This window comes from Comamonas denitrificans (assembly GCF_042654745.1).
In the GTDB taxonomy this organism is placed as follows: Bacteria; Pseudomonadota; Gammaproteobacteria; order Burkholderiales; family Burkholderiaceae_C; genus Comamonas; species Comamonas denitrificans.
This window is the reverse complement of the sequence record NZ_JBHSEY010000013.1, coordinates 24715-44589: the sequence shown is the minus strand read 5'-3', so window position 1 is coordinate 44589 and position 19875 is coordinate 24715. Positions and strand designations below refer to the sequence as shown.

General features: G+C 60.5%; 15 protein-coding genes and 2 tRNA genes. 2 read left to right on the top strand and 15 right to left on the bottom strand.

Going from position 1 to position 19875, the window contains the following annotated elements; translation table 11 throughout:
• Nucleotides 1-280, top strand: a 280-nt coding sequence (locus ACFO24_RS03525; protein ID WP_377736851.1) for a hypothetical protein, incomplete at its 5' end; no start/stop codon positions are given.
• 162 nt (nt 281-442) lie between these two features.
• On the opposite strand, the gene ACFO24_RS03520 is transcribed toward ACFO24_RS03525, so the two are convergent.
• The 15 genes from ACFO24_RS03520 to gyrA all read right to left on the bottom strand — a co-directional run bounded on the left by ACFO24_RS03520 (nt 443) and on the right by gyrA (nt 18990).
• Nucleotides 443-838 carry a hypothetical protein gene (locus tag ACFO24_RS03520; RefSeq protein WP_377736850.1) on the bottom strand — a complete coding sequence of 132 codons (396 nt, stop codon included), beginning with the start codon at nt 836-838 and terminating at the stop codon, nt 443-445.
• Nucleotides 839-1744: 906 nt separating this feature from the next.
• Nucleotides 1745-1821 (bottom strand) — tRNA-Arg (locus tag ACFO24_RS03515).
• A 58-nt stretch (nt 1822-1879) separates the two neighbouring features.
• Nucleotides 1880-1955 (bottom strand) — tRNA-Thr (locus tag ACFO24_RS03510).
• 12 nt (nt 1956-1967) lie between these two features.
• The gene (locus ACFO24_RS03505; protein WP_377736848.1) at nt 1968-2990 is read right to left on the bottom strand and encodes a class 1 fructose-bisphosphatase; all 1023 of its coding nucleotides are present in this window, start codon (nt 2988-2990) and stop codon (nt 1968-1970) included.
• 113 nt (nt 2991-3103) lie between these two features.
• Nucleotides 3104-5809 carry an aminopeptidase N gene (gene pepN / locus ACFO24_RS03500; RefSeq protein WP_377736847.1) on the bottom strand — a complete coding sequence of 902 codons (2706 nt, stop codon included), beginning with the start codon at nt 5807-5809 and terminating at the stop codon, nt 3104-3106.
• A gap of 10 nt (nt 5810-5819) precedes the next feature.
• Nucleotides 5820-6924 (bottom strand): peptide chain release factor 2 gene (gene prfB, locus ACFO24_RS03495; protein WP_377736846.1). Its coding sequence is split into 2 segments (ribosomal slippage): nt 5820-6842 and nt 6844-6924, totalling 1104 coding nucleotides; the frame shifts between segments, so codons are not numbered across the junction.
• Between the two features lie 200 nt (nt 6925-7124).
• Entirely contained in the window at nt 7125-8303 is a 1179-nt protein-coding gene (gene lapB / locus ACFO24_RS03490) for a lipopolysaccharide assembly protein LapB (RefSeq protein ID WP_377736845.1), read from the bottom strand.
• On the bottom strand, nt 8293-8586 hold the full coding sequence (locus tag ACFO24_RS03485) for a LapA family protein (RefSeq protein WP_377736844.1): 294 nt from the start codon (nt 8584-8586) through the stop codon (nt 8293-8295). The genes lapB and ACFO24_RS03485 overlap by 11 nt, the downstream gene beginning before the upstream one ends.
• A 28-nt stretch (nt 8587-8614) precedes the next feature.
• Nucleotides 8615-8905, bottom strand: coding sequence for an integration host factor subunit beta (locus tag ACFO24_RS03480; RefSeq protein WP_207574969.1), 291 nt, complete (start codon nt 8903-8905; stop codon nt 8615-8617).
• Between the two features lie 143 nt (nt 8906-9048).
• A complete protein-coding gene (rpsA, locus tag ACFO24_RS03475; RefSeq protein WP_377736843.1) occupies nt 9049-10731 on the bottom strand; it encodes a 30S ribosomal protein S1 in 1683 nt (560 codons plus the stop codon).
• Between the two features lie 185 nt (nt 10732-10916).
• The gene (locus ACFO24_RS03470; protein ID WP_377736841.1) at nt 10917-12959 is read right to left on the bottom strand and encodes a bifunctional 3-phosphoshikimate 1-carboxyvinyltransferase/cytidylate kinase; all 2043 of its coding nucleotides are present in this window, start codon (nt 12957-12959) and stop codon (nt 10917-10919) included.
• A gap of 4 nt (nt 12960-12963) precedes the next feature.
• On the bottom strand, nt 12964-13836 hold the full coding sequence (locus tag ACFO24_RS03465; protein ID WP_207574972.1) for a prephenate dehydrogenase: 873 nt from the start codon (nt 13834-13836) through the stop codon (nt 12964-12966).
• Between the two features lie 28 nt (nt 13837-13864).
• On the bottom strand, nt 13865-14965 hold the full coding sequence (gene pheA, locus ACFO24_RS03460) for a prephenate dehydratase (protein WP_207574973.1): 1101 nt from the start codon (nt 14963-14965) through the stop codon (nt 13865-13867).
• Nucleotides 14966-15072: 107 nt separating this feature from the next.
• Nucleotides 15073-16179 carry a 3-phosphoserine/phosphohydroxythreonine transaminase gene (gene serC / locus ACFO24_RS03455; RefSeq protein WP_207574974.1) on the bottom strand — a complete coding sequence of 369 codons (1107 nt, stop codon included), beginning with the start codon at nt 16177-16179 and terminating at the stop codon, nt 15073-15075.
• A 57-nt stretch (nt 16180-16236) separates the two neighbouring features.
• Nucleotides 16237-18990, bottom strand: coding sequence for a DNA gyrase subunit A (gyrA, locus tag ACFO24_RS03450; protein ID WP_377736840.1), 2754 nt, complete (start codon nt 18988-18990; stop codon nt 16237-16239).
• A gap of 232 nt (nt 18991-19222) precedes the next feature.
• Between gyrA and ompA the strand changes: the two genes are divergently transcribed.
• On the top strand, nt 19223-19828 hold the full coding sequence (ompA, locus tag ACFO24_RS03445) for an outer membrane protein OmpA (protein ID WP_377736838.1): 606 nt from the start codon (nt 19223-19225) through the stop codon (nt 19826-19828).
• Nucleotides 19829-19875: the final 47 nt, after the last annotated feature.

Below are 19875 nucleotides of genomic sequence, written 5' to 3'. Positions count from 1 at the left end.
GCGCTGCTCCTGGTGGTGGCCTTCGCCCTGGGCCTGCCGTGCTCCTGCGCCCCACCTGGGCCAGTGGCTTGCCCACTGCCTGCCGTGCGGTGCCCAGAGGGGGCGCGGTGGGATTTATTTCGCGCTGCGGTTTCTGGTGAGCGGGGATTGCACCAGAGGGAATAACTGGCCCGGCCTGCTCATTCATGCCCATATCTTTGCCATTGCCATTGCCATTGCCATTGCCATCGCCCTGAAATCTGCGCCAGTGTTTGCCACTGCTGGCCGTAGCTTGCGCTGACCCTAGGGGGATGATGGCTGCCAGCGTCACGTTGCTGGGCTACCGCCTGTGCTGGTGCTTGGGCTGGTGGCCCTAGGCGCTGCTCCTGGTGGTGGCCTTCGCCCTGGGCCTGCCGTGCGGCCGTAGCTTGCGCTGACCCTAGGGGGATGATGGCTGCCAGCGTCACGTTGCTGGGCTACCGCCTGTGCTGGTGCTTGGGCTGGTGGCCCTAGGCGCTGCTCCTGGTGGTGGCCTTCGCCCTGGGCCTGCCGTGCTCTTGTGCCCCACCTGGGCCAGTGGCTGGCCCACTGACTGCCGTGCGGTGCCCATAGGGGGCGCGGTGGGATTTATTTCGCGCTGCAGTTTCTGGTAAGCGGGGACTGCACCAAAGGGAATAACTGGCCCGGCCTGCTCATTCATGCCCATATCTTTGCCATTGCCATTGCCATTGCCATTGCCATCGCCATCGCCATCGCCATCGCCATCGCCATCGCCATCGCCCTGAAATCTGCGCCAGTGTTTGCCGTTGCTGGCCGTGGCTTGCGCTGGCCCTAGGGGGATGATGGCTGCCAGCGTCACGTTGCTGGGCTACCGCCTGTGCTGGTGCTTGGGCTGGCGGCCCTAGGCGCTGCTCCTGGTGGTGGCCTTCGCCCTGGGCCTGCCGTGCTCCTGCGCCCCACCTGGGCCAGTGGCTGGCCCACTGCCTGCCGTGCGGTGCCCAGAGGGGGCGCGGTGGGATTTATTTCGCGCTGCGGTTTCTGGTGAGCGGGGATTGCACCAGAGGGAATAACTGGCCCGGCCTGCTCATTCATGCCCATATCCTATGCACTTTATGCATAACTACGAGGCAACGATGCGCACGCCTGCGGCTCTTGGTTTTGTCGTGGCTTAGTTGTCTTTTGCCTTGATTTGCTTAATAAATAAGCAAAAAATCGCCTTTCGGCATGGTTTTGCCCCCATTTGCCCCCAATGCCCCCAAAAAAAACTAGTTTGCCCCCAAGATTTTTGGGGGCAGTTTTATTGTTTTAAATCATGCACTTAGATGCTGTTTTTCCATTTGCCCCCAATGCCCCCAACTTTTTTGAACGATAGCCCGAGGAAACCTAGAGATGCTTGCCGGGTGGCTTGCTTTTGTTATGCGATTTATGCATAAAGGTACTCCCTGGGGGGTGTCGTGTGCGGGTCATGCTGCCGCGTTGTGGCGCTGTTGCGTGGGGTGCTATAGGGGGTTCCGCTGTTTTTCTGGGGCCAAGACCACGGCCCCGCGCGTTTGTGGGTGCTAAAAGGTACTCCTAGCGGGGGGGTGTAGGCGGGTCGTGCTACCGCGTTGTAGCGCTAATGGGTGGTGAAAATAAACGGTGAATGGTGAACAGCCAACCAACGACAGGCGGGGTAGCAAAAATTTTGTTTACCCCTTTGTTTACCCCTTGGCGGTGGTCATGAAAAACGGGCTGTGCAAGATTCTTGCTAAGTCTTTGTTTTTATTGGCCCGCCTGGCTGGGCTCGAACCAGCTACCTATTGCTTAGAAGGCAATTGCTCTATCCGGATGAGCTACAGGCGGATGATTTAAAAAATAAACCCTGGTACTTGCGCAAAGTAGCAGGGTTTATTGGTTGTTTTGGTGCCGGAGACATGAATCGAACACGCGACCTTCTCATTACGAATGAGCTGCTCTACCAACTGAGCTACACCGGCGAAAGACCGTAATTATAACGAGTTTTTATCTGCTTCCAGGTGGTACTGGGTGACGCGCTCGACTTCGTTTTTGGAGCCGAGAACGACGCTGACACGCTGGTGCAGCTGGGTGGGCTGCACTTCCATGATGCGTTGGCGGCCATCGGTGGCCAGGCCGCCAGCTTGTTCCACCAGCCAGGCCATGGGGTTGGCCTCGTACATCAGGCGCAGCTTGCCCGGTTTGTTCGGTTCGCGCTTGTCCCAGGGGTACATGAAGATGCCGCCCCGGCACAGGATGCGGTGCACGTCGGCCACCATGGCGGCGACCCAGCGCATGTTGAAGTCCTTGCCGCGTGGGCCATCTTTGCCGGCCAGCACTTCATCGATATAGCGCTTCACGGGGGCATCCCAGTGGCGCATGTTGGACATGTTGATGGCAAATTCTTTGGTGTCTTCGGGGATGCGTACGTTCTCTTGCGTGAGGATGAACGAGCCTTGCTCGCGGTCCAGGGTGAACATCGAGACACCGTCGCCTACCGTCAGCACCAGGGTGGTTTGCGGGCCGTAGATGCAATAACCAGCCGCCACTTGCTTGGTGCCCGGCTGGAAGAAGTCGCTGTCGTGTACGCCAGGGTGGCCTTCGGGTTTTTTTAGCACGCTGAAGATGGTGCCAATGGACATGTTGATGTCGATGTTGCTGGAGCCGTCCAGTGGGTCAAACATCAGCAGGTATTCGCCCTGGGGGTAGCGGTTGGGCACGACGTAGATGCCTTCCATCTCTTCGCTGGCCATGGCCGCCAAGTGGCCGCCCCATTCGTTGGCTTCAATCAAGGTTTCGTTGGCGATGATGTCCAGCTTTTTCTGCACTTCGCCTTGTACGTTTTCGCTGCCGGCGGTGCCCATGACTTCGCCCAGCTCGCCTTTGTTCACGGCAAAGCTGATGCGCTTGCAGGCGCGGGCAACCACTTCTAGCAGCAGGCGCAGTTGCGGGGGGATGCGGCCATCGACCCGTTGTTTTTCCACCAGGTAACGGGTAAAGCTATCGCGGCGTGGCATGAAAACTCCTTAAAAAGAAGCGTCTACCGCTTGTTTGGCAAGGGATTGACGCTTTTTATTGATAAATTCGTTACTGAATAAGCGGTAGAAGCTATGTTTTTTAGAATGTTGCTTCACTCACCCAAGGCCCGTGCCACGACTTCGCGCACGTCGTTGGACAGGTCGGCTTTGGCGGCGACGCGGGCAATGGCTTCGCGGGCGGCTTCCCGGTAGGGTGGGGCGAGCTTTTGCCAGCGGTCCAGGGCGCGGGCCAGGCGGGCGGCCATTTGGGGGTTGATGGCGTCCAGCGCCAGCACGTGGTCGGCCCAGAAGATGTAGCCGGCCGCATCCAGGCGGTGAAAGCCCCCAGGGTTGGCATTGCAGTAGGTAAAGACCAGGCTGCGGGCGCGGTTGGGGTTTTTCAGCACAAAGTCTGGGTGCTTGAGCAGGGCTTTGACGGCGGGCAGTACGCTGCCTTGCACATCGGGGGCGGCCGCTTGCAGGGCAAACCATTTGTCCAGCACCAGGGGCTCGTGGCGCAGCTGGCGGTAAAAATAATCCAGCGCGTTGCTCGCCAGGGGGCTGGCGCTTTGGACCAGGGCTTGCAGGGCGTTGGCCTTGTCGGTCATGTTGCCCGCGTCTTTGACGCGCTGGTAGGCTTTGCCGGCCCACACACCGTCGCCCTGGGCGGCCAGGCACAGCATGTTCAGCGCCAATCCGGCCAGGGCGCGGCGGCCTGCGGCGATGGGTTCGGGCTGGTAAGCGCCGGTGTGGGCGTGGGCTTCGTAGGCGGCTTGCCACTGCGGTTGCAGGGCCAGGGCCAGTTGCCGGCGCATGGCTTCGCGCACGCTGTGGATGTGCTGGGGATCGACGCTGTCCAGCTGCTCGGCGATGTAGCTTTCGGAGGGCAGGGTCAGCACCAGCTCTTTGAAGGCGGCATCCAGTTGCGGGTGCTCTAGCACCAGACGCAGAGCATCCACCACGCTCTGCGGCAGGAGATTGGCATGGTTTTGCTCTTTTTCTGTTGCTGTTTCAGCGGTAGCAGCTATGGCATTGGTAGCGATGCGCAAGCTCAGGCGCTGTGCGGCTTCCCAGCGGTTGAAGGCATCGCTGTCGTGGGCCAGCAGGGTGAGCAGTTCGGCCTCGGTGAACGGGTAGTCCAGCAGGACGGGGGCGCTCAGGCTGCGCAGCAGCGAGGGGGTGGGCTGGCTGGTGATGCCGGTGAAGGTCCACGCTTGCTCTTCTTGGTGCAGCACCAAGGTGTGCTCTGTGCCGACGTTGTGGCCCTGCAGCTGCAAGGGCAGTGCCTTGCCTTGGCCATCGAGCAGCCCCAGGGTGACGGGGATGACGAAGGGCTGTTTTGCGCTGGCGCTTTGGCCGGGGGTGGCCGGGCAGCTTTGGCGTAGGGTGAGGGTGTAGGTTTGTGCCTGTGCATCGAACACGCCGCTGGCATGCACGGTGGGGGTGCCAGCTTGGCTGTACCAGCGCTTGAAAGCATCCAGGTGTTGGGCCAGGGGGCTAGCGGGGTTGGCATCGGCCATGGCCTGAACAAAGTCGTCGCATGTCACCGCTTGGCCATCAAAGCGCTCGAAATACAGCTTCATGCCTTGGGCAAAACCGTCTTTGCCGACCAGGTTGTGCTGCATGCGCACCACTTCGGCACCTTTTTCGTAGATGGTGACGGTGTAGAAGTTGTTGATTTCGACGTAGCTGTCCGGGCGCACGGGGTGGGCCATGGGGCCAGCGTCTTCGGCAAACTGCACGGTGCGCAGCACGCGCACGTCTTCGATGCGCTTGACGGCGCGCGCTGAGGCGCTGCCGGCCATGTCCATCGAGAATTCTTGGTCGCGGAACACGGTCAGCCCCTCTTTGAGCGAGAGCTGGAACCAGTCGCGGCAGGTGATGCGGTTGCCCGTCCAGTTGTGGAAGTATTCGTGCCCGACCACGCTTTCGATGTTGGCAAAGTCAGCGTCGGTGGCGGTGGCTTGGTTGGCCAGCACGTACTTGGTGTTGAAGATGTTCAGGCCCTTGTTTTCCATCGCGCCCATGTTGAAGTCGCTGGTGGCGACGATCATGAAGCGCTCCAGGTCCAGCGGCAGGCCAAAGCGGGCTTCGTCCCAGGCGATGGCGTGCATGAGCGAGCGCATGGCGTGCTCGGTCTTTTCCAGGTCGCCGGGGCGCACCCAGACTTGCAGCAGGTGCTCTTTGCCGGTGCGGCTGGTGATTTTTTGCTCGCGCGCGACCAGTTTGCCCGCCACCAGGGCGAACAAATAACTGGGCTTTTTGTGCGGGTCGTGCCAGCGGGCAAAGTGGCGGCCATCGTCCAAATCGCCGCTTTCCACCAGGTTGCCGTTGGACAGCAGCACCGGGTAGTGCGCTTTGTCGGCCCGCAGCAACACGCTGTAGCTGGCCATCACATCGGGGCGATCCAGGAAGTAGGTGATGCGCCGAAAGCCTTGGGCTTCGCACTGGGTGAAAAAGGTCTCTTGGCTGACGTACAGACCCGATAGCTGGGTGTTTTTCAGCGGGGCGCAGGTGGTGAAGATTTCCAGCGCGAATGGTTCCGGCCCTTCAGGCAGGTTTTCCAGCACGAGCTGGCCGCCGTCCAGTTTGAAGCTGGTGCCGCTGCCATTGACCAGCACACGCGCCAGGTTCAAGTCTTCGCCATCCAGGCGCAGGGGCTGGGCGGGCACCTCTGGATTGCGGCGCACCTGCATTTTGTTCAGGACGCGGGTTTTGGCCGGGTCCAGGTCGAAGGCCAGCTCCACCGTCTCGATCCAGAAGGCCGGGGCGGTGTAGTCCAGGCGCTGCACCACGGTGGGGGTTTGCTCTGTTTTCATGGTTGTTCGTTTAAACGCCTTGCTTGAGCGCGGCTTCAATAAATACATCCAGGTCGCCGTCCAGCACTTTTTGCGTGGCCGAGACTTCGACGTTGGTGCGCAAGTCCTTGATGCGGCTGTTGTCCAGCACATAGCTGCGGATTTGGTGGCCCCAGCCTACATCGGTTTTGCTGTCTTCCAGCTTTTGCTGCTCTTCTTGGCGTTTGCGCATTTCAAAGTCGTACAAGCGCGAGCGCAGGCGCTGCCACGCTACATCGCGGTTGCTGTGCTGGCTGCGGCCATCTTGGCACTGCACGACGATGCCGGTGGGGATGTGCGTCAGGCGCACGGCCGAGTCGGTTTTGTTGATGTGCTGGCCGCCCGCGCCCGAGGCGCGGTAGGTGTCGGTGCGCACGTCAGCGGGGTTGATGTGGATTTCGATGGAGTCATCAATCTCCGGGTAAACGAACAGCGAGGCAAACGAGGTGTGCCGCCCGCCCGAGCTGTCAAAGGGCGATTTGCGCACCAAGCGGTGCACGCCGGTTTCGGTGCGCAGCAGGCCGTAGGCGTATTCGCCCTCAATGTGAATGGTCGCGCCCTTGATGCCAGCCACATCGCCGGGGGTTTCGTCATCAACGGTGGCCTTGAAGCCTTTGCGCTCGGCGTACTTCAGGTACTGGCGCAGCAAGATGCTGGCCCAGTCGCAGGCCTCGGTGCCGCCCGCGCCGGCCTGGATGTCGATGTAGCAGTTCAGCGGATCGGCCTCGTGGCTGAACATGCGGCGAAACTCCAGCTCTTCAATCAGGGGCTGGAGTTTGGCGGTTTCCGCTTCGATGGTCAGCAGCCCGGCCTCGTCGCCTTCTTCGCGGCTCATTTCGAACAGTTCGCTGTTGTCCGCCAGCTCGGTGGTGAGCTTTTCCAGGGTGAGGACCACGGCATCGAGCGATTTTTTTTCTTTGCCCAGCTCTTGGGCTTTTTTCGGGTCGTTCCAGATGCTGGGGTCTTCTAGCGAGGCATTGACGGTGCGCAGGCGTTCAAACTTGGCATCGTAGTCAAAGATACCTCCGTAAGTCCTGGGTGCGCTCACTCAGGTCTTCAAGGGTGTTGCCAATTTGGTTGATGCGTTCTGCTTCCATGATCGTGTCCTGTTTTTAATAAAGAAAACAAGGGCTGCCCCATCGCATGTTGGCAGCCCTTGTGAATTGAAAATTGCGGGGCTGATTTTCGCATGTGCCGCCCCTTTCTACCAATTGCTTTAAAAATAATAGCTGTTTACGCTTACCCAGTAAGGGTTTTGACATTTTTCTATACCAAGTTTGAGTGTGCAGCTTTTGGCTTACAGCTCTTCCACCCGCCGCGCTGGGTAGCTGTCCCAGCTTTGGCAGCCGGGGCAATGCCAAAAATGCTGGCGCGCCTCAAAGCCGCAGGCCGCGCAGCGGTAGCGCATCAGGGGGCGGCTGGCATGCTCCAACGCTTGCAGCACTGTGGGCGGTATGGCGTGCTCCCTTTGCGTGGCCAGCCATTGGTGGGCAATCGCCAAAGAGGGTTCTTGCTCCAGGTGGCGCAGCAGCCAGCCTTGACTGCAGGTGCCGTCTTGCTGCTGGCAGCGCTGCCCGGCCTGGCCTTGGGGGTCTGCCTGCAATTGCACCAAGGCCAGCACCAGGTCCAGCGATGGGGTTTGGGCATAACGCTGGCGCAGCAGGGCAATGGCTGGTGCTTCTTGGCCACTGGCTTGGGCAATGTCTTGCAGCAGTGGCAGGGCCAGGGGCAGGGCCTGCGGGGCTTGCTCGGCCAGGGCGAGCAGACTGTTCCACGCGGCATCGGTGGCCCCTTGGTGGTGCTGCAAGCGGGCCAAATCCAGCCAGGGGCGCGGTGCCGTGGGGGCCGTCTGGGTGGCCTGGGTGAGCAAGGCCAGGGCAGGTTCGAGTTCGCCTTGGTTGGCCAAGGCGGCGGCCTGCTCGCATTCATAGTGCGAGAGGCGCTGGCTAAAGTCGCCTTGGCCACTGGCTTGCAGTTTGCGCACGATGGCGGCGGCCTGGGGCCAGTCGCGGGCGCGCTCATAAATGCTCAGCAGCGCTAAACGGGCATCGGTTTCGTAAGCGGTCGCTTCCAGGCGGTGCAGTGCTTCTTCGGCGCGGTCTAAGAGTCCGGCTTTCAAATAGTCTTGCGCCAAGCCGTTTTGGGCACGCTGGCGATCGGCATCGCTTAAATCAGCGCGGTGCAGCAAGTGCTCATGCACGCGCACGGCCCGCAGGTATTCGCCCCGGCGGCGAAACAAATTGCCCAGGGCAAAGTGCAGCTCGGCCGTGTCCGGGTCGTTTTGCATGGCCTCAATAAAGGCATCAATGGCCTGGTCTTGCTGCTCGTTGAGCAGGTAGTTCAGCCCTTTGAAGTAGGCCTTGGGGGCGCGTTGGCTTTCCAGGCGCATTTGGCGCCAATCCATGCGCGAGGCCAGCCAGCCCAGCACAAAGGCCAAGGGCAGGCCCAGCAAAATCCAGCTTAAATCAAAGTTCATGGAGTGTGGTCGGGTGGGCGGCAGCGGCAGAGGATTCTGCCGGGGCAGGGGCGGGCGAGGCTGCGGCATGGGCCTGTTGGCGGGCTTGCCACCAGCGCGGCAGCATGACCAAGATGCCGGTGAGCAGCCCCAGGCAAAACGCCGCCAAGACGATCAGCACCAGTGGCCCGCTCCAATACTGACCAAAGAACCAGTGCACGGTGGTGCTGTGCTGGTTATTCAGTGCAAATGCAAACAAGGTAAAAAAAATGGCTGCCTTGAGCAGCCATACGAGGTATTTCATCGCAAGCCCTTCCGAAGAAGGTTGCATTCTAGGCGGTGGGCGCAAAGTCAACGGCTTCACGCAAGGCCTTGCCCGGTTTGAAGTGGGGAAGACGCTTGGCGGGTACCAGCACCGATTCGCCGCTGCGCGGATTGCGGCCCGTGCGTTCCGGGCGGTGGTGGATGGAGAAGCTGCCAAACCCACGAATTTCGATGCGCTGGCCCTGCACCAAGGCATCGACGATGGCATCTTGCAAGGCTTTGACAGCTTGCTCGGCATCGCGTTGCATTAAAAATGGAAGCAGAGCAGCGAGTTCTTCAACAAGGTCAGAGCGGGTCATGGCGGAAAACAATCAATGTCAAACAGCGGGGAAGGTGCTTTGCGTGCAAGCGCCTTCCCCTTAATAGCCAACGGGCGCTGATGGCAGCGCCCGTTGTGAGAAGGCAAAACTAAAAACTTCAGTTTGCCTTGTGCGTGGTTGGATTACTTGTCAGCGTCCAGCTTGGCACGCAGCAGTGCGCCCAGGCTGGTGGTGCCGGCGTTCTCTTTCGAGGATTGGGCCGACAGGCTGGCCATGGCTTCTTGCTGCTCGACGTGGTCTTTTTGCTTGATCGACAACTGGATGTTGCGGGTCTTGCGGTCCACGTTGGTCACCACGGCGGTCACATCGTCGCCTTCTTTCAGGACGCTGCGGGCATCTTCCACGCGGTCTTGCGAGATTTCAGAAACACGCAGGTAGCCCAGGATGTCTTCGCCCAGTTCGATTTCAGCGCCCTTGGCATCCACGGTCTTGACTTTGCCGGTCACGATCGAGCCTTTGTCATTCACCGTCACAAAGGTGGTGAAGGGGTCTTGGTCGAGCTGCTTGATGCCCAGGCTGATGCGCTCGCGCTCCACATCCACGGCCAGCACGATGGCTTCGACTTCTTGGCCTTTTTTGTAGTTGCGCACAGCGGCTTCGCCGGTTTCGTTCCACGACAGGTCAGACAGGTGCACCAGGCCGTCGATGCCAGCGGCCAAGCCCACGAACACGCCAAAGTCGGTGATCGACTTGATCGGGCCCTTGACGCGGTCGCCGCGCTTGGTGTTCTGGGCAAATTCTTGCCAAGGGTTGGCGCGGCACTGCTTCATGCCCAGGCTGATGCGGCGCTTGTCTTCGTCGATCTCCAGAACCATGACTTCGACTTCGTCGCCCAGGGACACCAGCTTGTTGGGGGCCACGTTTTTGTTGGTCCAGTCCATTTCGGAAACGTGCACCAGGCCTTCGATGCCGGGTTCCAGTTCCACGAAGGCACCGTAGTCAGCGATATTGGTGACTTTGCCGAACAGGCGGGTGCTGGCCGGGTAGCGGCGGCCTACGCCCATCCAGGGGTCGTCGCCCATTTGCTTCAGGCCCAGCGAGACGCGGTTTTTGTCGGTATCGAACTTGAGGATCTTGGCCATGATTTCCTGGCCAGCGGTCACCACTTCAGAGGGGTGACGCACGCGGCGCCAGGCCATGTCGGTGATGTGCAGCAGGCCGTCGATGCCGCCCAGGTCCACAAATGCGCCGTATTCGGTGATGTTTTTCACCACACCTTGCACGATGGCGCCTTCTTTCAGGTTTTCCATCAGCTTGGCGCGCTCTTCGCCCATCGAGGCTTCCACCACAGCGCGGCGGCTCAGCACCACGTTGTTGCGCTTGCGGTCCAGCTTGATGACCTTGAATTCGAGGGTTTTGTTTTCGTAGGGGGTCAGGTCTTTGACCGGACGGGTGTCGATCAGCGAGCCGGGCAGGAAAGCGCGGATGCCATTGACCAACACGGTCAGGCCACCCTTGACGCGGCCGCTGGTGGTGCCGGTGACGAATTCGCCAGATTCCAGCGCTTGCTCCAGCGACAGCCACGAGGCCAGACGCTTGGCGGTATCGCGCGACAGCACGGTGTCGCCGTAGCCGTTTTCGATGACACCAACGGCCACCGAGACGAAGTCACCCACTTGGACTTCGATTTCGCCCTGGTCGTTTTTGAACTCTTCAATTGGCACATAGGCTTCGGATTTGAGGCCAGCGTCCACGATCACAAAGTTTTGATCGACGGCAACCACTTCGGCAGTGATTACTTCGCCAGGACGCATTTCGGTGCGTTGCAGGGATTCTTCAAACAGGGCGGCAAAAGATTCGGACATGTGTTTCCTTGGTCGCAAGGGCAGGTTTCCGGCAGCACTATTGCTGCACGTTTTTAAGGCTGCCCGCGATCGGGGTGCAGAAAAAAATCTGCGGGTTAAAAGTGAAAAACCGCAACGGGTTGGCCGCTGTGTGACAGCGTTGGCCAACCCCGTGCGGGCGTGGTCTTGAGCAGCAGCGCTGGGCGTTATGGGCGCTGGGCGGCTGCAAAAGGCTGGCGTTGCTCCCACCAGGCCAGCACCTGCTGCACGGCTTGTTCAATCGTGCGTTCGGCGTGGTTGTCCCAGTGCAAAGCATCCTCGGCGGGCTTCAAGGGCGCTGCGCTGCGCTGCATATCGCGGGCATCGCGCGCCTGAAGGTCTGCCAAAAGGTCGGCAATATTAGCAGAAAGGCCTTTATCTATCAACTGTTTAAAGCGCCTTTCTGCACGGCACTGGGCGCTGGCGCTCAAGTACACCTTCAGCGCTGCATCGGGGAAGATGACCGTGCCCATGTCGCGCCCGTCGGCCACCAGGCCAGGCAAGCGGCGAAAATCGCGCTGCAATTGTAGTAGCGCTTGGCGCACAGCAGGAAAGGCTGAAACGCGTGAAGCATTCATACCAGCGGCTTCGGTGCGAATGGCCAGGCTGATGTCTTCAGCCCCGAGGAGCACGCGCTGGTCCGGGGTAAAAACGATGTGCAGTGTGGCGACCAGGTCGGCAATTTGCTGGGCGTGCGCCGCTTCCAAAGGAATGCCAGCCCGGGTGGCGGCCAAGCCGGCAATGCGGTAGAGCGCCCCAGAGTCGAGCAAGGCAAACCCCAGACGCTGGGCCACCAAACTGGCCACCGTGCCTTTGCCCGAGGCGGTGGGGCCATCAATGCAAATGACTGGGGCCGGGGCGCTGGGCTGCACCAGGGTGAACAGGGCCTCAAAATAATCGGGGAAGGTTTTGGCCACGCATTGGGGGTCTTCAATGCGCACGGGCAGGCCCGCCGGATTAAAGGCCGCCAGCGAAAAGCACATGGCCACGCGGTGGTCGTCGTAGGTGTGGATGCTGGCGGCTTGCCAGTCTTGCACCGATGCCGGGGGGGTGATGCGGATGAAGTCGGCCCCTTCTTCCACCGTGGCGCCCAATTTGCGCAGTTCGCAGGCCATGGCGGCGATGCGGTCGGTCTCTTTGACACGCCAGCTGGCGATGTTGCGCAAGGTGGTGGTGCCATTGGCGTACAAGGCCATGGCGGCCAGGGTCATGGCCGCGTCGGGGATGTGGTTGCAATCGAGATCAATCGCTTTGAGTGGCCACGCGCCCCGCTGCACTTGCAGCCAATTAGGGCCGCCGGTGACCACCGCACCCATGGCTTGGGCGGCTTCAGCGAAGCGGATATCGCCCTGGATCGAGTCCAGCCCAACGCCTTCGATTTTGATGCTTTTTTGGCCATTATCGCCCGTGGCTATTGCGCCTAATGCTATGAAATAGCTGGCCGAGGAGGCATCCGCCTCAACATGAATGGCACCGGGCGATTGGTAGCGGCTGCCCGCTGGGATGACAAAGCGCTGCCAGCCGTGGTTTTCTACGCGGATGCCAAAACGCGCCAGCAATTCCAGGGTGATGTGGATGTAGGGCTTGGAGATGAGCTCGCCCTCGACATCAATGGTGATGGCCTGTTCTTGTGCCAGCAGGGGCAGGGCCAGCAGAAGCGACGTTAAAAACTGGCTGGAAACATCGCCGCGCACGCGGATGGGCGCAGCCAAATGGGCGGCAAAGTCGGGGTGGCCGATTTTCAGCGGCGGGTAGCCTGGGGTGCCCAGGTAGTCAATTTGGCAGCCCAATTGGCGCAGGGCATCGACCAGATCGCCAATCGGGCGCTCGTACATGCGCGCGATGCCGGTCATTTCAAACTGACCGCCCAGCACCGCCAAGGCAGCCGTCAAGGGGCGCATGGCGGTGCCGGCGTTGCCTAAAAACAGCGTGGCTGCGGCATCGGCCGGCAACGCACCGCCCAGTCCGGTGATGTGCAATGGCTGGCCCGGTGTGACTTGACCGGGGGTGATGGTGCAGCCCAGGGTGTGCAGGGCTTGGAGCATGACCCGCGTGTCGTCCGAGTCGAGCAGGTCGTGCAGCACGGTGGTGCCGTGGCTGAGTGCGGCCAGCAAAAGGACGCGGTTGGAGATGCTTTTGGAGCCGGGCAGCTGCACGCAGCCGTGGGCGCTGGCCAGGTGGGGCAGGTCAAGAAATGCGGTGGTAAACATGCCGTTAGTCTTTTTTCGGGGCCGCAAAGCATTGGCTGCGGGCGGCGCTGGCGTGCTCGATCATGCTTTCGAGGGCGGCGGTGTCGTTGGCTTGCAAGGCGGCTTCAAAAGCCTGCAAGGCGTGGCGGTAGTGCTGCAGCTGGCTGAGCACTTCTTCCTGGTTGGCGTGCAGAATGTCACGCCACACTTTGGCATCGGCAGCGGCAATGCGGGTGAAATCTTTGAACCCGGGGCCGGCCAGCTGCAGGTAATCCTCGCCATGCAGTTGCCCGGTGATGCTGTGCATCATGGCAAAGGCCAACAGGTGGGGCAGGTGGCTGACGGCGGCAAAGGCCGCATCGTGCGCCTGCGGGCTCATGGTGCTGACCTCGCAGCCCAGGGCCAGCCACAGCAGCTGGGCTTTGTGCAGTTGGGCGGTCAAGGTGCGCTCAGTGGGCGTGATGACCACTTTGGCCCCCCGGTACAGATTGGCATCGGCGTGCTCAACCCCGGCCAACTCCTTGCCGGTAATGGGGTGGGCGGGGATAAAGCTGCCCAAGCGGGACCCCAGGGCGCTGCGCGCGGCGCTGACGACATCGGCTTTGGTGGAGCCGACATCCATGACCAGCATTTGCGGGGTGATCAAGTGCTTGATGGATTTGAGGGTGCGCTCGGTGGCAGCAACGGGGACTGCCAGCAAAACGATGTCGGCCCCGGCCACGGCCAGCAGGGCCGAGGGCGCTTCAACATCGATCACGCCCATTTTGCGGGCGCGTTCGGTGGTGGAGGGCGATTTGCTGTAGCCGACCACGCGCTTGACCAAGCCGGCTTGTTTCAAGGCCAGCGCAAACGAGCCGCCCATCAAGCCGCAGCCAATCAACCCCAGTTGTTCAAACATTGGTGTCTTCCTTTGCGCATTGCGCCGTTCAGGCCGCCACCGGGTAGGTGCCCAGTTGTTTGTAGAAGGCGCTCAGGTGCTGCAGCTCTTGCAGTGCCTGGGCGACATGGGGGTGGGCAGGGTGGCCTTCGATGTCGATGTAAAAGTAATACTCCCACTGGCCGGTGCGCGCCGGGCGCGATTCAAAACGCGTCATCGAAACGCCGTGCTTTTTCAGTGGCACCAATAAATCATGGACGGCACCGGGGCGGTTGGGCACCGAGATGATCAGGCTGGTGCAGTCTTTGGCCGACGGCGCAGGCGTGGGCAGGGTGTGCGGCAGGCAAATGATGGCAAAGCGCGTGCGGTTGTACGCCTGGTCTTGGATGGCGTGGCTGACGATGTGCAGGCCAAACTGCTGCGCTGCCCGCTCACCGGCAATGGCGGCCCAGCCAGGGTGCAAGGCGGCCAGGCGGGCCCCTTCGGCATTGCTCTCGACCGGGCGGCGCTCGGCATCGGGCAGGTGCTTGGACAGCCAGGCTTGGCATTGCGCCAGCGCTTGGGGGTGGGCGACGACGACCTCGATGTCTTGCAGGCTGTTGGTCGAGCGCATCAGGTTGTGGCGCACCAGCAGGCTGACCTCGCCCACGATGTGGCAAGGGGTGTGCAGCAGCATATCGAGCGAGCGGGTGACCACGCCCTCGGTGGAGTTTTCAATGCCCACCACGCCGTACTGGGCACTGCCGGCGGCGGTGGCATGAAACACCTCTTCAAAGCTGTTGCAGTACATGAAGTTGGCCGCGCCGCCAAAGTATTCGATGGCCGCCTGCTCGCAAAAAGTGCCCTCCGGCCCGAGCACCGCCACGCGCTGGGGCGACTCCAGGGCCAGGCAGGCGGACATGATCTCGCGCCAGATGGCGGCCACATGCGTGCCTTTGAGCGGCCCGGGGTTGGCGGTTTTGATCTTCTCAATCACCTGGGCCACGCGGTCGGGGCGAAAGAAGGTGGAGCCTTCGCGCTTCTTCACCTCGCCCACCTGCTCGGCCACACGGGCACGCTGGTTGAGCAGGTGCAGCAGCTGGTGATCGAGGCTGTCAATTTGGTCGCGCAACTGGGCCAATTCGGGGCTGGCTTGGGGGGTGATGCTCATGGTGTCTCTTTTGTTATAGCTGTTAGCGCTGATAAATAGGCGTTTTATGGGCTGATTGACTGTGAAAGCAGCTATTTATCAGCGCAAATAGCTTCTGTAATGAAGGCTTAAGCGCTGGTGCGCTCGAACTCTTGCATAAAGGCAATCAGCGCCTGCACGCCTGCCATGGGCATGGCGTTGTAGAGGCTGGCGCGCATGCCGCCCACCGATTTGTGGCCTTTGAGCTGCAGCAGCCCGGCGGCTTTGGCACCGGCCAGAAAGGCTTCGTTGCGGCTGGCATCGCGCAGCTGGAAGGGGATGTTCATGCGCGAGCGCCAGGCCGGGTCGATGGCATTGACGTACAGCTGCGAGCCGTCCACATAGTCATAAAAGCGCTGGGCCTTGGCGATGTTGCGTTGCTCCATGGCGGCGATGCCGGTCAGCTCGCCCTCGCGCTGGCGCTTGAGCCACTGAAAGGTCAGACCCGCCATGTAGATGCCCCAGGTTGGCGGGGTGTTGAACATGGAGTGGTTGTCGGCCACGGTTTTAAAGTCAAACGCGCTGGGCGTAATCGGCAGGGCGTGGCCCAGCAGGTCTTCGCGCACGACCACGATGGTCAGCCCTGCGGGGCCGATGTTTTTCTGCGCCCCGCCAAAGGCCAGGCCAACGCGGCTCCAATCCACCGGGCGCGAGGCGACGTGCGAGGAAAAATCAATCACCAGCGGCGCATCGCAACCCAGGGCTCGCAGGTCGGGCAGTTCGTGAAATTCCACGCCGTCAATGGTTTCATTGCTGCAAATGTGAACGTAGGCCGGGTTGCTGGACAACTGCCAGTCCTTGGGGGCCACGGGGCGGGTAAAGCCGCTGTCCTTGCCGCTGGCGGCCAAGTGTGGCTGCGCGTATTTGGCCGCCTCTTTGAAGGATTTTTGGCTCCAGCTACCGGTCACGACAAAGTCCACCACGCCAGCGCGCGAGAGGTTCATGGGCACGATGGCGTTTTCGGCAATGCCACCGCCTTGCATGAACAGGATTTTGAAGTGGGCCGGAATGGCCAACAGTTCGCGCACATCGGCTTCAGCGGTTTCGTAGATGCTGATGAACTCTTTGCCCCGGTGGCTCATCTCCATCACACCCATGCCGCAGCCATGCCAATCGAGCATTTCTGCAGCCGCTTGCTGCAAGACTTCTTCAGGGATGGCGGCGGGGCCAGCAGAAAAGTTAAAGGGGCGGTTCATTTTTATCAGATCAAAAGTGGTTAAAACCTAGGTGGTGCAAGCGCAAAGTGCTCTTATTTATTCTTCAGCCGTAGTCTCGGGGCTGCCTGCCGCACTGTTGCTTTGGGTGGTGTCAGCATCTGCCTGGGCATCGCTGCCTGCATCGCTTTCAACATCGTTTTCGGCATCGTTCACGGCATCATTTTCCGCAATGCGCTGCAAGCCGGAGAGCTTGGCCCCTGCGTCCAAATTCATCAGCGTCACGCCCTGGGTGGCGCGGCCCATTTCACGGATTTCGGCCACGCGGGTGCGCACCAGCACGCCGGTGTCGGTAATCAGCATGATTTCATCCTCGGGGGCGACCAGGGTGGCGGCGACCACTTTGCCGTTGCGCTCAGACTGCTGGATGGCAATCATCCCCTTGGTGCCCCGGCCGTGGCGTGTGTATTCGCGGATGTGGGTGCGCTTGCCGTAGCCGTTTTCGGTGGCGGTCAGCACGCTTTGGGCGTTGCTGTCGGGCGCGGTAGCGTCGAGGGTGTCTGGCGTGGCCGGCACTTCTTCGCTGGCATCGGCCACCAGCAGGGCGATGACGCTTTGGCCTTCGTCAATATTCATGCCGCGCACGCCCCGGGCATTGCGGCCCATGGGGCGCACATCGTTTTCGTCAAAGCGCACGGCCTTGCCACCGTCGCTGAACAGCATCACATCGTGCTTGCCGTCGGTCAGCGCCGCGCCAATCAGGTAGTCGCCTTCGTCCAGGCCGACGGCGATGATGCCCACCTTGCGCGGGTTGGAAAATTCGGACAGCGCCGTTTTCTTCACCGTGCCCATGCTGGTGGCCATGAAGATGTAGTGGTCTTCCGGGAAGTTGCGCATCTCGCCTGTCAGCGGCAGCACCACGTTGATTTTTTCGCCTTCCTGCAGCGGGAACATGTTCACGATGGGCCGCCCGCGCGAGTTGCGCGAACCGGCGGGCACTTCCCACACCTTGAGCCAGTACAGCCGCCCCCGGTTGGAGAAGCACAAAATCCAGTCGTGCGTGTTGGCGATAAAGAGCTGGTCGATCCAGTCGTCTTCTTTGGTTGCCGTGGCCTGCTTGCCGCGCCCGCCGCGCTTTTGTGCGCGGTATTCGCTCAACGGCTGGCTCTTGATGTAGCCGGTGTGGCTAAGGGTGACCACCATGTCGGTGGGCGTGATCAGGTCTTCGGTCGAGAGGTCTTGCGCACTGTGCTCGATGGTGGAGCGGCGCGCGCCCAGCTTGGTCTGGCCAAACTCGGTTTTCAGCGCAGTCAGCTCATCGCCGATGATGGTGGAGACACGCCCAGGCTTGGCCAAGATGTCCAGCAAGTCTTCAATGACCGCCATGATGTCTTTGTATTCGGCGACGATTTTGTCCTGCTCCAGGCCGGTCAGGCGCTGCAGGCGCATTTGCAAAATCTCTTGCGCTTGGGTGTCAGACAGGCGGTACAAACCATCGCCTTGCATGCCCAACTCTGCTTCCAAGCCTTCCGGGCGGTAATCGTCAGCATTGACCACGCCGCCATCCGTGTTGGTGCGGGTCAGCATCTCGCGCACCAGCTGGCTGTCCCAACGCTGGTTCATCAGCTCGGCTTTGGCCACAGGGGGCGTGGGGGCATTGCGAATGATGGCGATGAAGTCGTCAATATTGGCCAGCGCCACCGCCAAGCCTTCCAGCACATGGCCACGCTCGCGGGCTTTGCGCAGCTCAAACACGGTGCGGCGGGTGACCACTTCGCGGCGATGCTGCAGGAAGACGGAGATCAAGTCCTTCAAATTGCACAGGCGCGGCTGGCCGTCGATCAGGGCCACCATGTTCATGCCGAAGGTGTCTTGCAGCTGCGTTTGTTTGTACAGATTGTTCAGCACCACTTCGGGCACTTCGCCGCGCTTGAGCTCAATCACCAGGCGCATACCGGATTTGTCCGATTCGTCCTGGATGTGGCTGATGCCTTCGAGCTTTTTCTCGTGCACCAGCTCGGCCATGCGCTCTTGCAGCGTTTTTTTATTCACCTGGTAGGGCAGCTCATCGACGATGATGGCCTGGCGCTGGCCCCGGTCAATGTCCTCGAAGTGCACCTTGGCCCGCATCACCACGCGGCCACGGCCGGTGCGGTAGCCGTCCTTGACACCCTGAATACCGTAAATGATCCCGGCGGTAGGGAAGTCTGGGGCGGGAATGATTTCCATCAGCTCGTCAATCGATGCCTCTGGCGTGTGCAGCAGGTGCAGGCAAGCATCGACCACTTCATTCAAGTTGTGCGGCGGAATGTTGGTGGCCATCCCCACCGCAATACCCGAGCTGCCATTGACCAGCAGACTGGGCAAGCGGGCGGGCAACACCAGGGGCTCGTTTTCGCTGCCGTCGTAGTTGGGGCCAAAGTCCACGGTCTGTTTGTCGATGTCGGCCAGCATTTCGTGGGCAATTTTCGACAGGCGAATTTCCGTGTAGCGCATCGCCGCCGCGTTATCACCATCGACCGAGCCGAAGTTGCCCTGGCCATCGACCAGCATGTGGCGCAGCGAAAAATCCTGCGCCATGCGCACGATGGTGTCGTACACCGCTGTGTCGCCGTGAGGGTGGTATTTACCAATCACGTCACCGACGATACGTGCCGACTTTTTGTACGGGCGATTCCAATCGTTGTTCAGCTCGTGCATGGCAAACAGCACCCGCCGATGCACCGGTTTTAAGCCGTCGCGTGCATCGGGCAGGGCCCGCCCCACAATCACACTCATGGCGTAGTCGAGGTAGCTGCGGCGCATCTCCTCTTCAAGGCTGATCGGTAGGGTTTCTTTGGCAAACTGGGTCATGGACGGCTTCTAGTTATGCTGAGGCAGCGAAACAGTTAATTCTAGAGGGAATAGACTGTTGCTGGAGGGCCACACATTTTTAAGAATGTTTAAGCGCTGGGCATTTACCGCCAGCTGGCATCTGTATTTTTAGGCATCGTGTGGCACAATTCCAAACAGCGCTCGCTAGTGGTGGTCATTGGCGACGTTTACGAATTTCGCGAATAGCGGCTTTATCCCAAAGAGGAGAATCATGAAGAAACTCAACAAAGTGGCGATTTTGTTTGCTGGTGCAGCCCTGGCTACGGCCGCTGGCGCTCAGTCTATCGATAACTGGAAAAACGGCACCAACGAACTGGTCTGGAAAAACGGCACCAATGAATTGTGCTGGCGTGATGCCAACTGGACACCTGCTACAGCCGCTCCTGGCTGCGATGGTGCACTGCAAGTTGCCGCTGCCCCAGCAGCAGCTGCACCTGCTGCTGCCGCTGCGCCTGTCGCTGCTGCTTCCAAAGTGACTTTTGCTGCTGATGCGTTCTTTGACTTTGACAAGGCTGTTCTCAAGCCAGCAGGCAAAGCCAAGCTGGACGAAGTGGCCAACAAAATTGGTGGCATCAACCTGGAAGTGATCATTGCTGTGGGTCACACTGACTCGGTCGGCTCGGATGCTTACAACCAAAAACTGTCTGTGCGTCGCGCTGAAGCTGTGAAAGCCTACTTGGTGAACAAGGGCGTTGATAAAGCACGCGTGTACACCGAAGGCAAAGGCGAATCCCAGCCTGTGGCCGACAACAAGACCAAAGAAGGTCGTGCAAAAAATCGCCGCGTAGAAATCGAAGTGGTTGGTACTGCCAAGTAATAACCCCTATGATTCGCTAAAAAAGCCCCGGTAACGGGGCTTTTTTT

What these genes read in the sequence shown, in the direction of transcription:
- ACFO24_RS03505 (WP_377736848.1), bottom strand. Translation starts at nt 2,990, where the DNA reads ATGCCACGCCGCGATAGCTTTACCCGTTACCTGGTGGAAAAACAACGG.
- pepN (WP_377736847.1), bottom strand. Translation starts at nt 5,809, where the DNA reads ATGAAAACAGAGCAAACCCCCACCGTGGTGCAGCGCCTGGACTACACC.
- lapB (WP_377736845.1), bottom strand. Translation starts at nt 8,303, where the DNA reads ATGAACTTTGATTTAAGCTGGATTTTGCTGGGCCTGCCCTTGGCCTTT.
- ACFO24_RS03485 (WP_377736844.1), bottom strand. Translation starts at nt 8,586, where the DNA reads ATGAAATACCTCGTATGGCTGCTCAAGGCAGCCATTTTTTTTACCTTG.
- ACFO24_RS03480 (WP_207574969.1), bottom strand. Translation starts at nt 8,905, where the DNA reads ATGACCCGCTCTGACCTTGTTGAAGAACTCGCTGCTCTGCTTCCATTT.
- rpsA (WP_377736843.1), bottom strand. Translation starts at nt 10,731, where the DNA reads ATGTCCGAATCTTTTGCCGCCCTGTTTGAAGAATCCCTGCAACGCACC.
- ACFO24_RS03470 (WP_377736841.1), bottom strand. Translation starts at nt 12,959, where the DNA reads ATGTTTACCACCGCATTTCTTGACCTGCCCCACCTGGCCAGCGCCCAC.
- ACFO24_RS03465 (WP_207574972.1), bottom strand. Translation starts at nt 13,836, where the DNA reads ATGTTTGAACAACTGGGGTTGATTGGCTGCGGCTTGATGGGCGGCTCG.
- pheA (WP_207574973.1), bottom strand. Translation starts at nt 14,965, where the DNA reads ATGAGCATCACCCCCCAAGCCAGCCCCGAATTGGCCCAGTTGCGCGAC.
- serC (WP_207574974.1), bottom strand. Translation starts at nt 16,179, where the DNA reads ATGAACCGCCCCTTTAACTTTTCTGCTGGCCCCGCCGCCATCCCTGAA.
- gyrA (WP_377736840.1), bottom strand. Translation starts at nt 18,990, where the DNA reads ATGACCCAGTTTGCCAAAGAAACCCTACCGATCAGCCTTGAAGAGGAG.
- ompA (WP_377736838.1), top strand. Translation starts at nt 19,223, where the DNA reads ATGAAGAAACTCAACAAAGTGGCGATTTTGTTTGCTGGTGCAGCCCTG.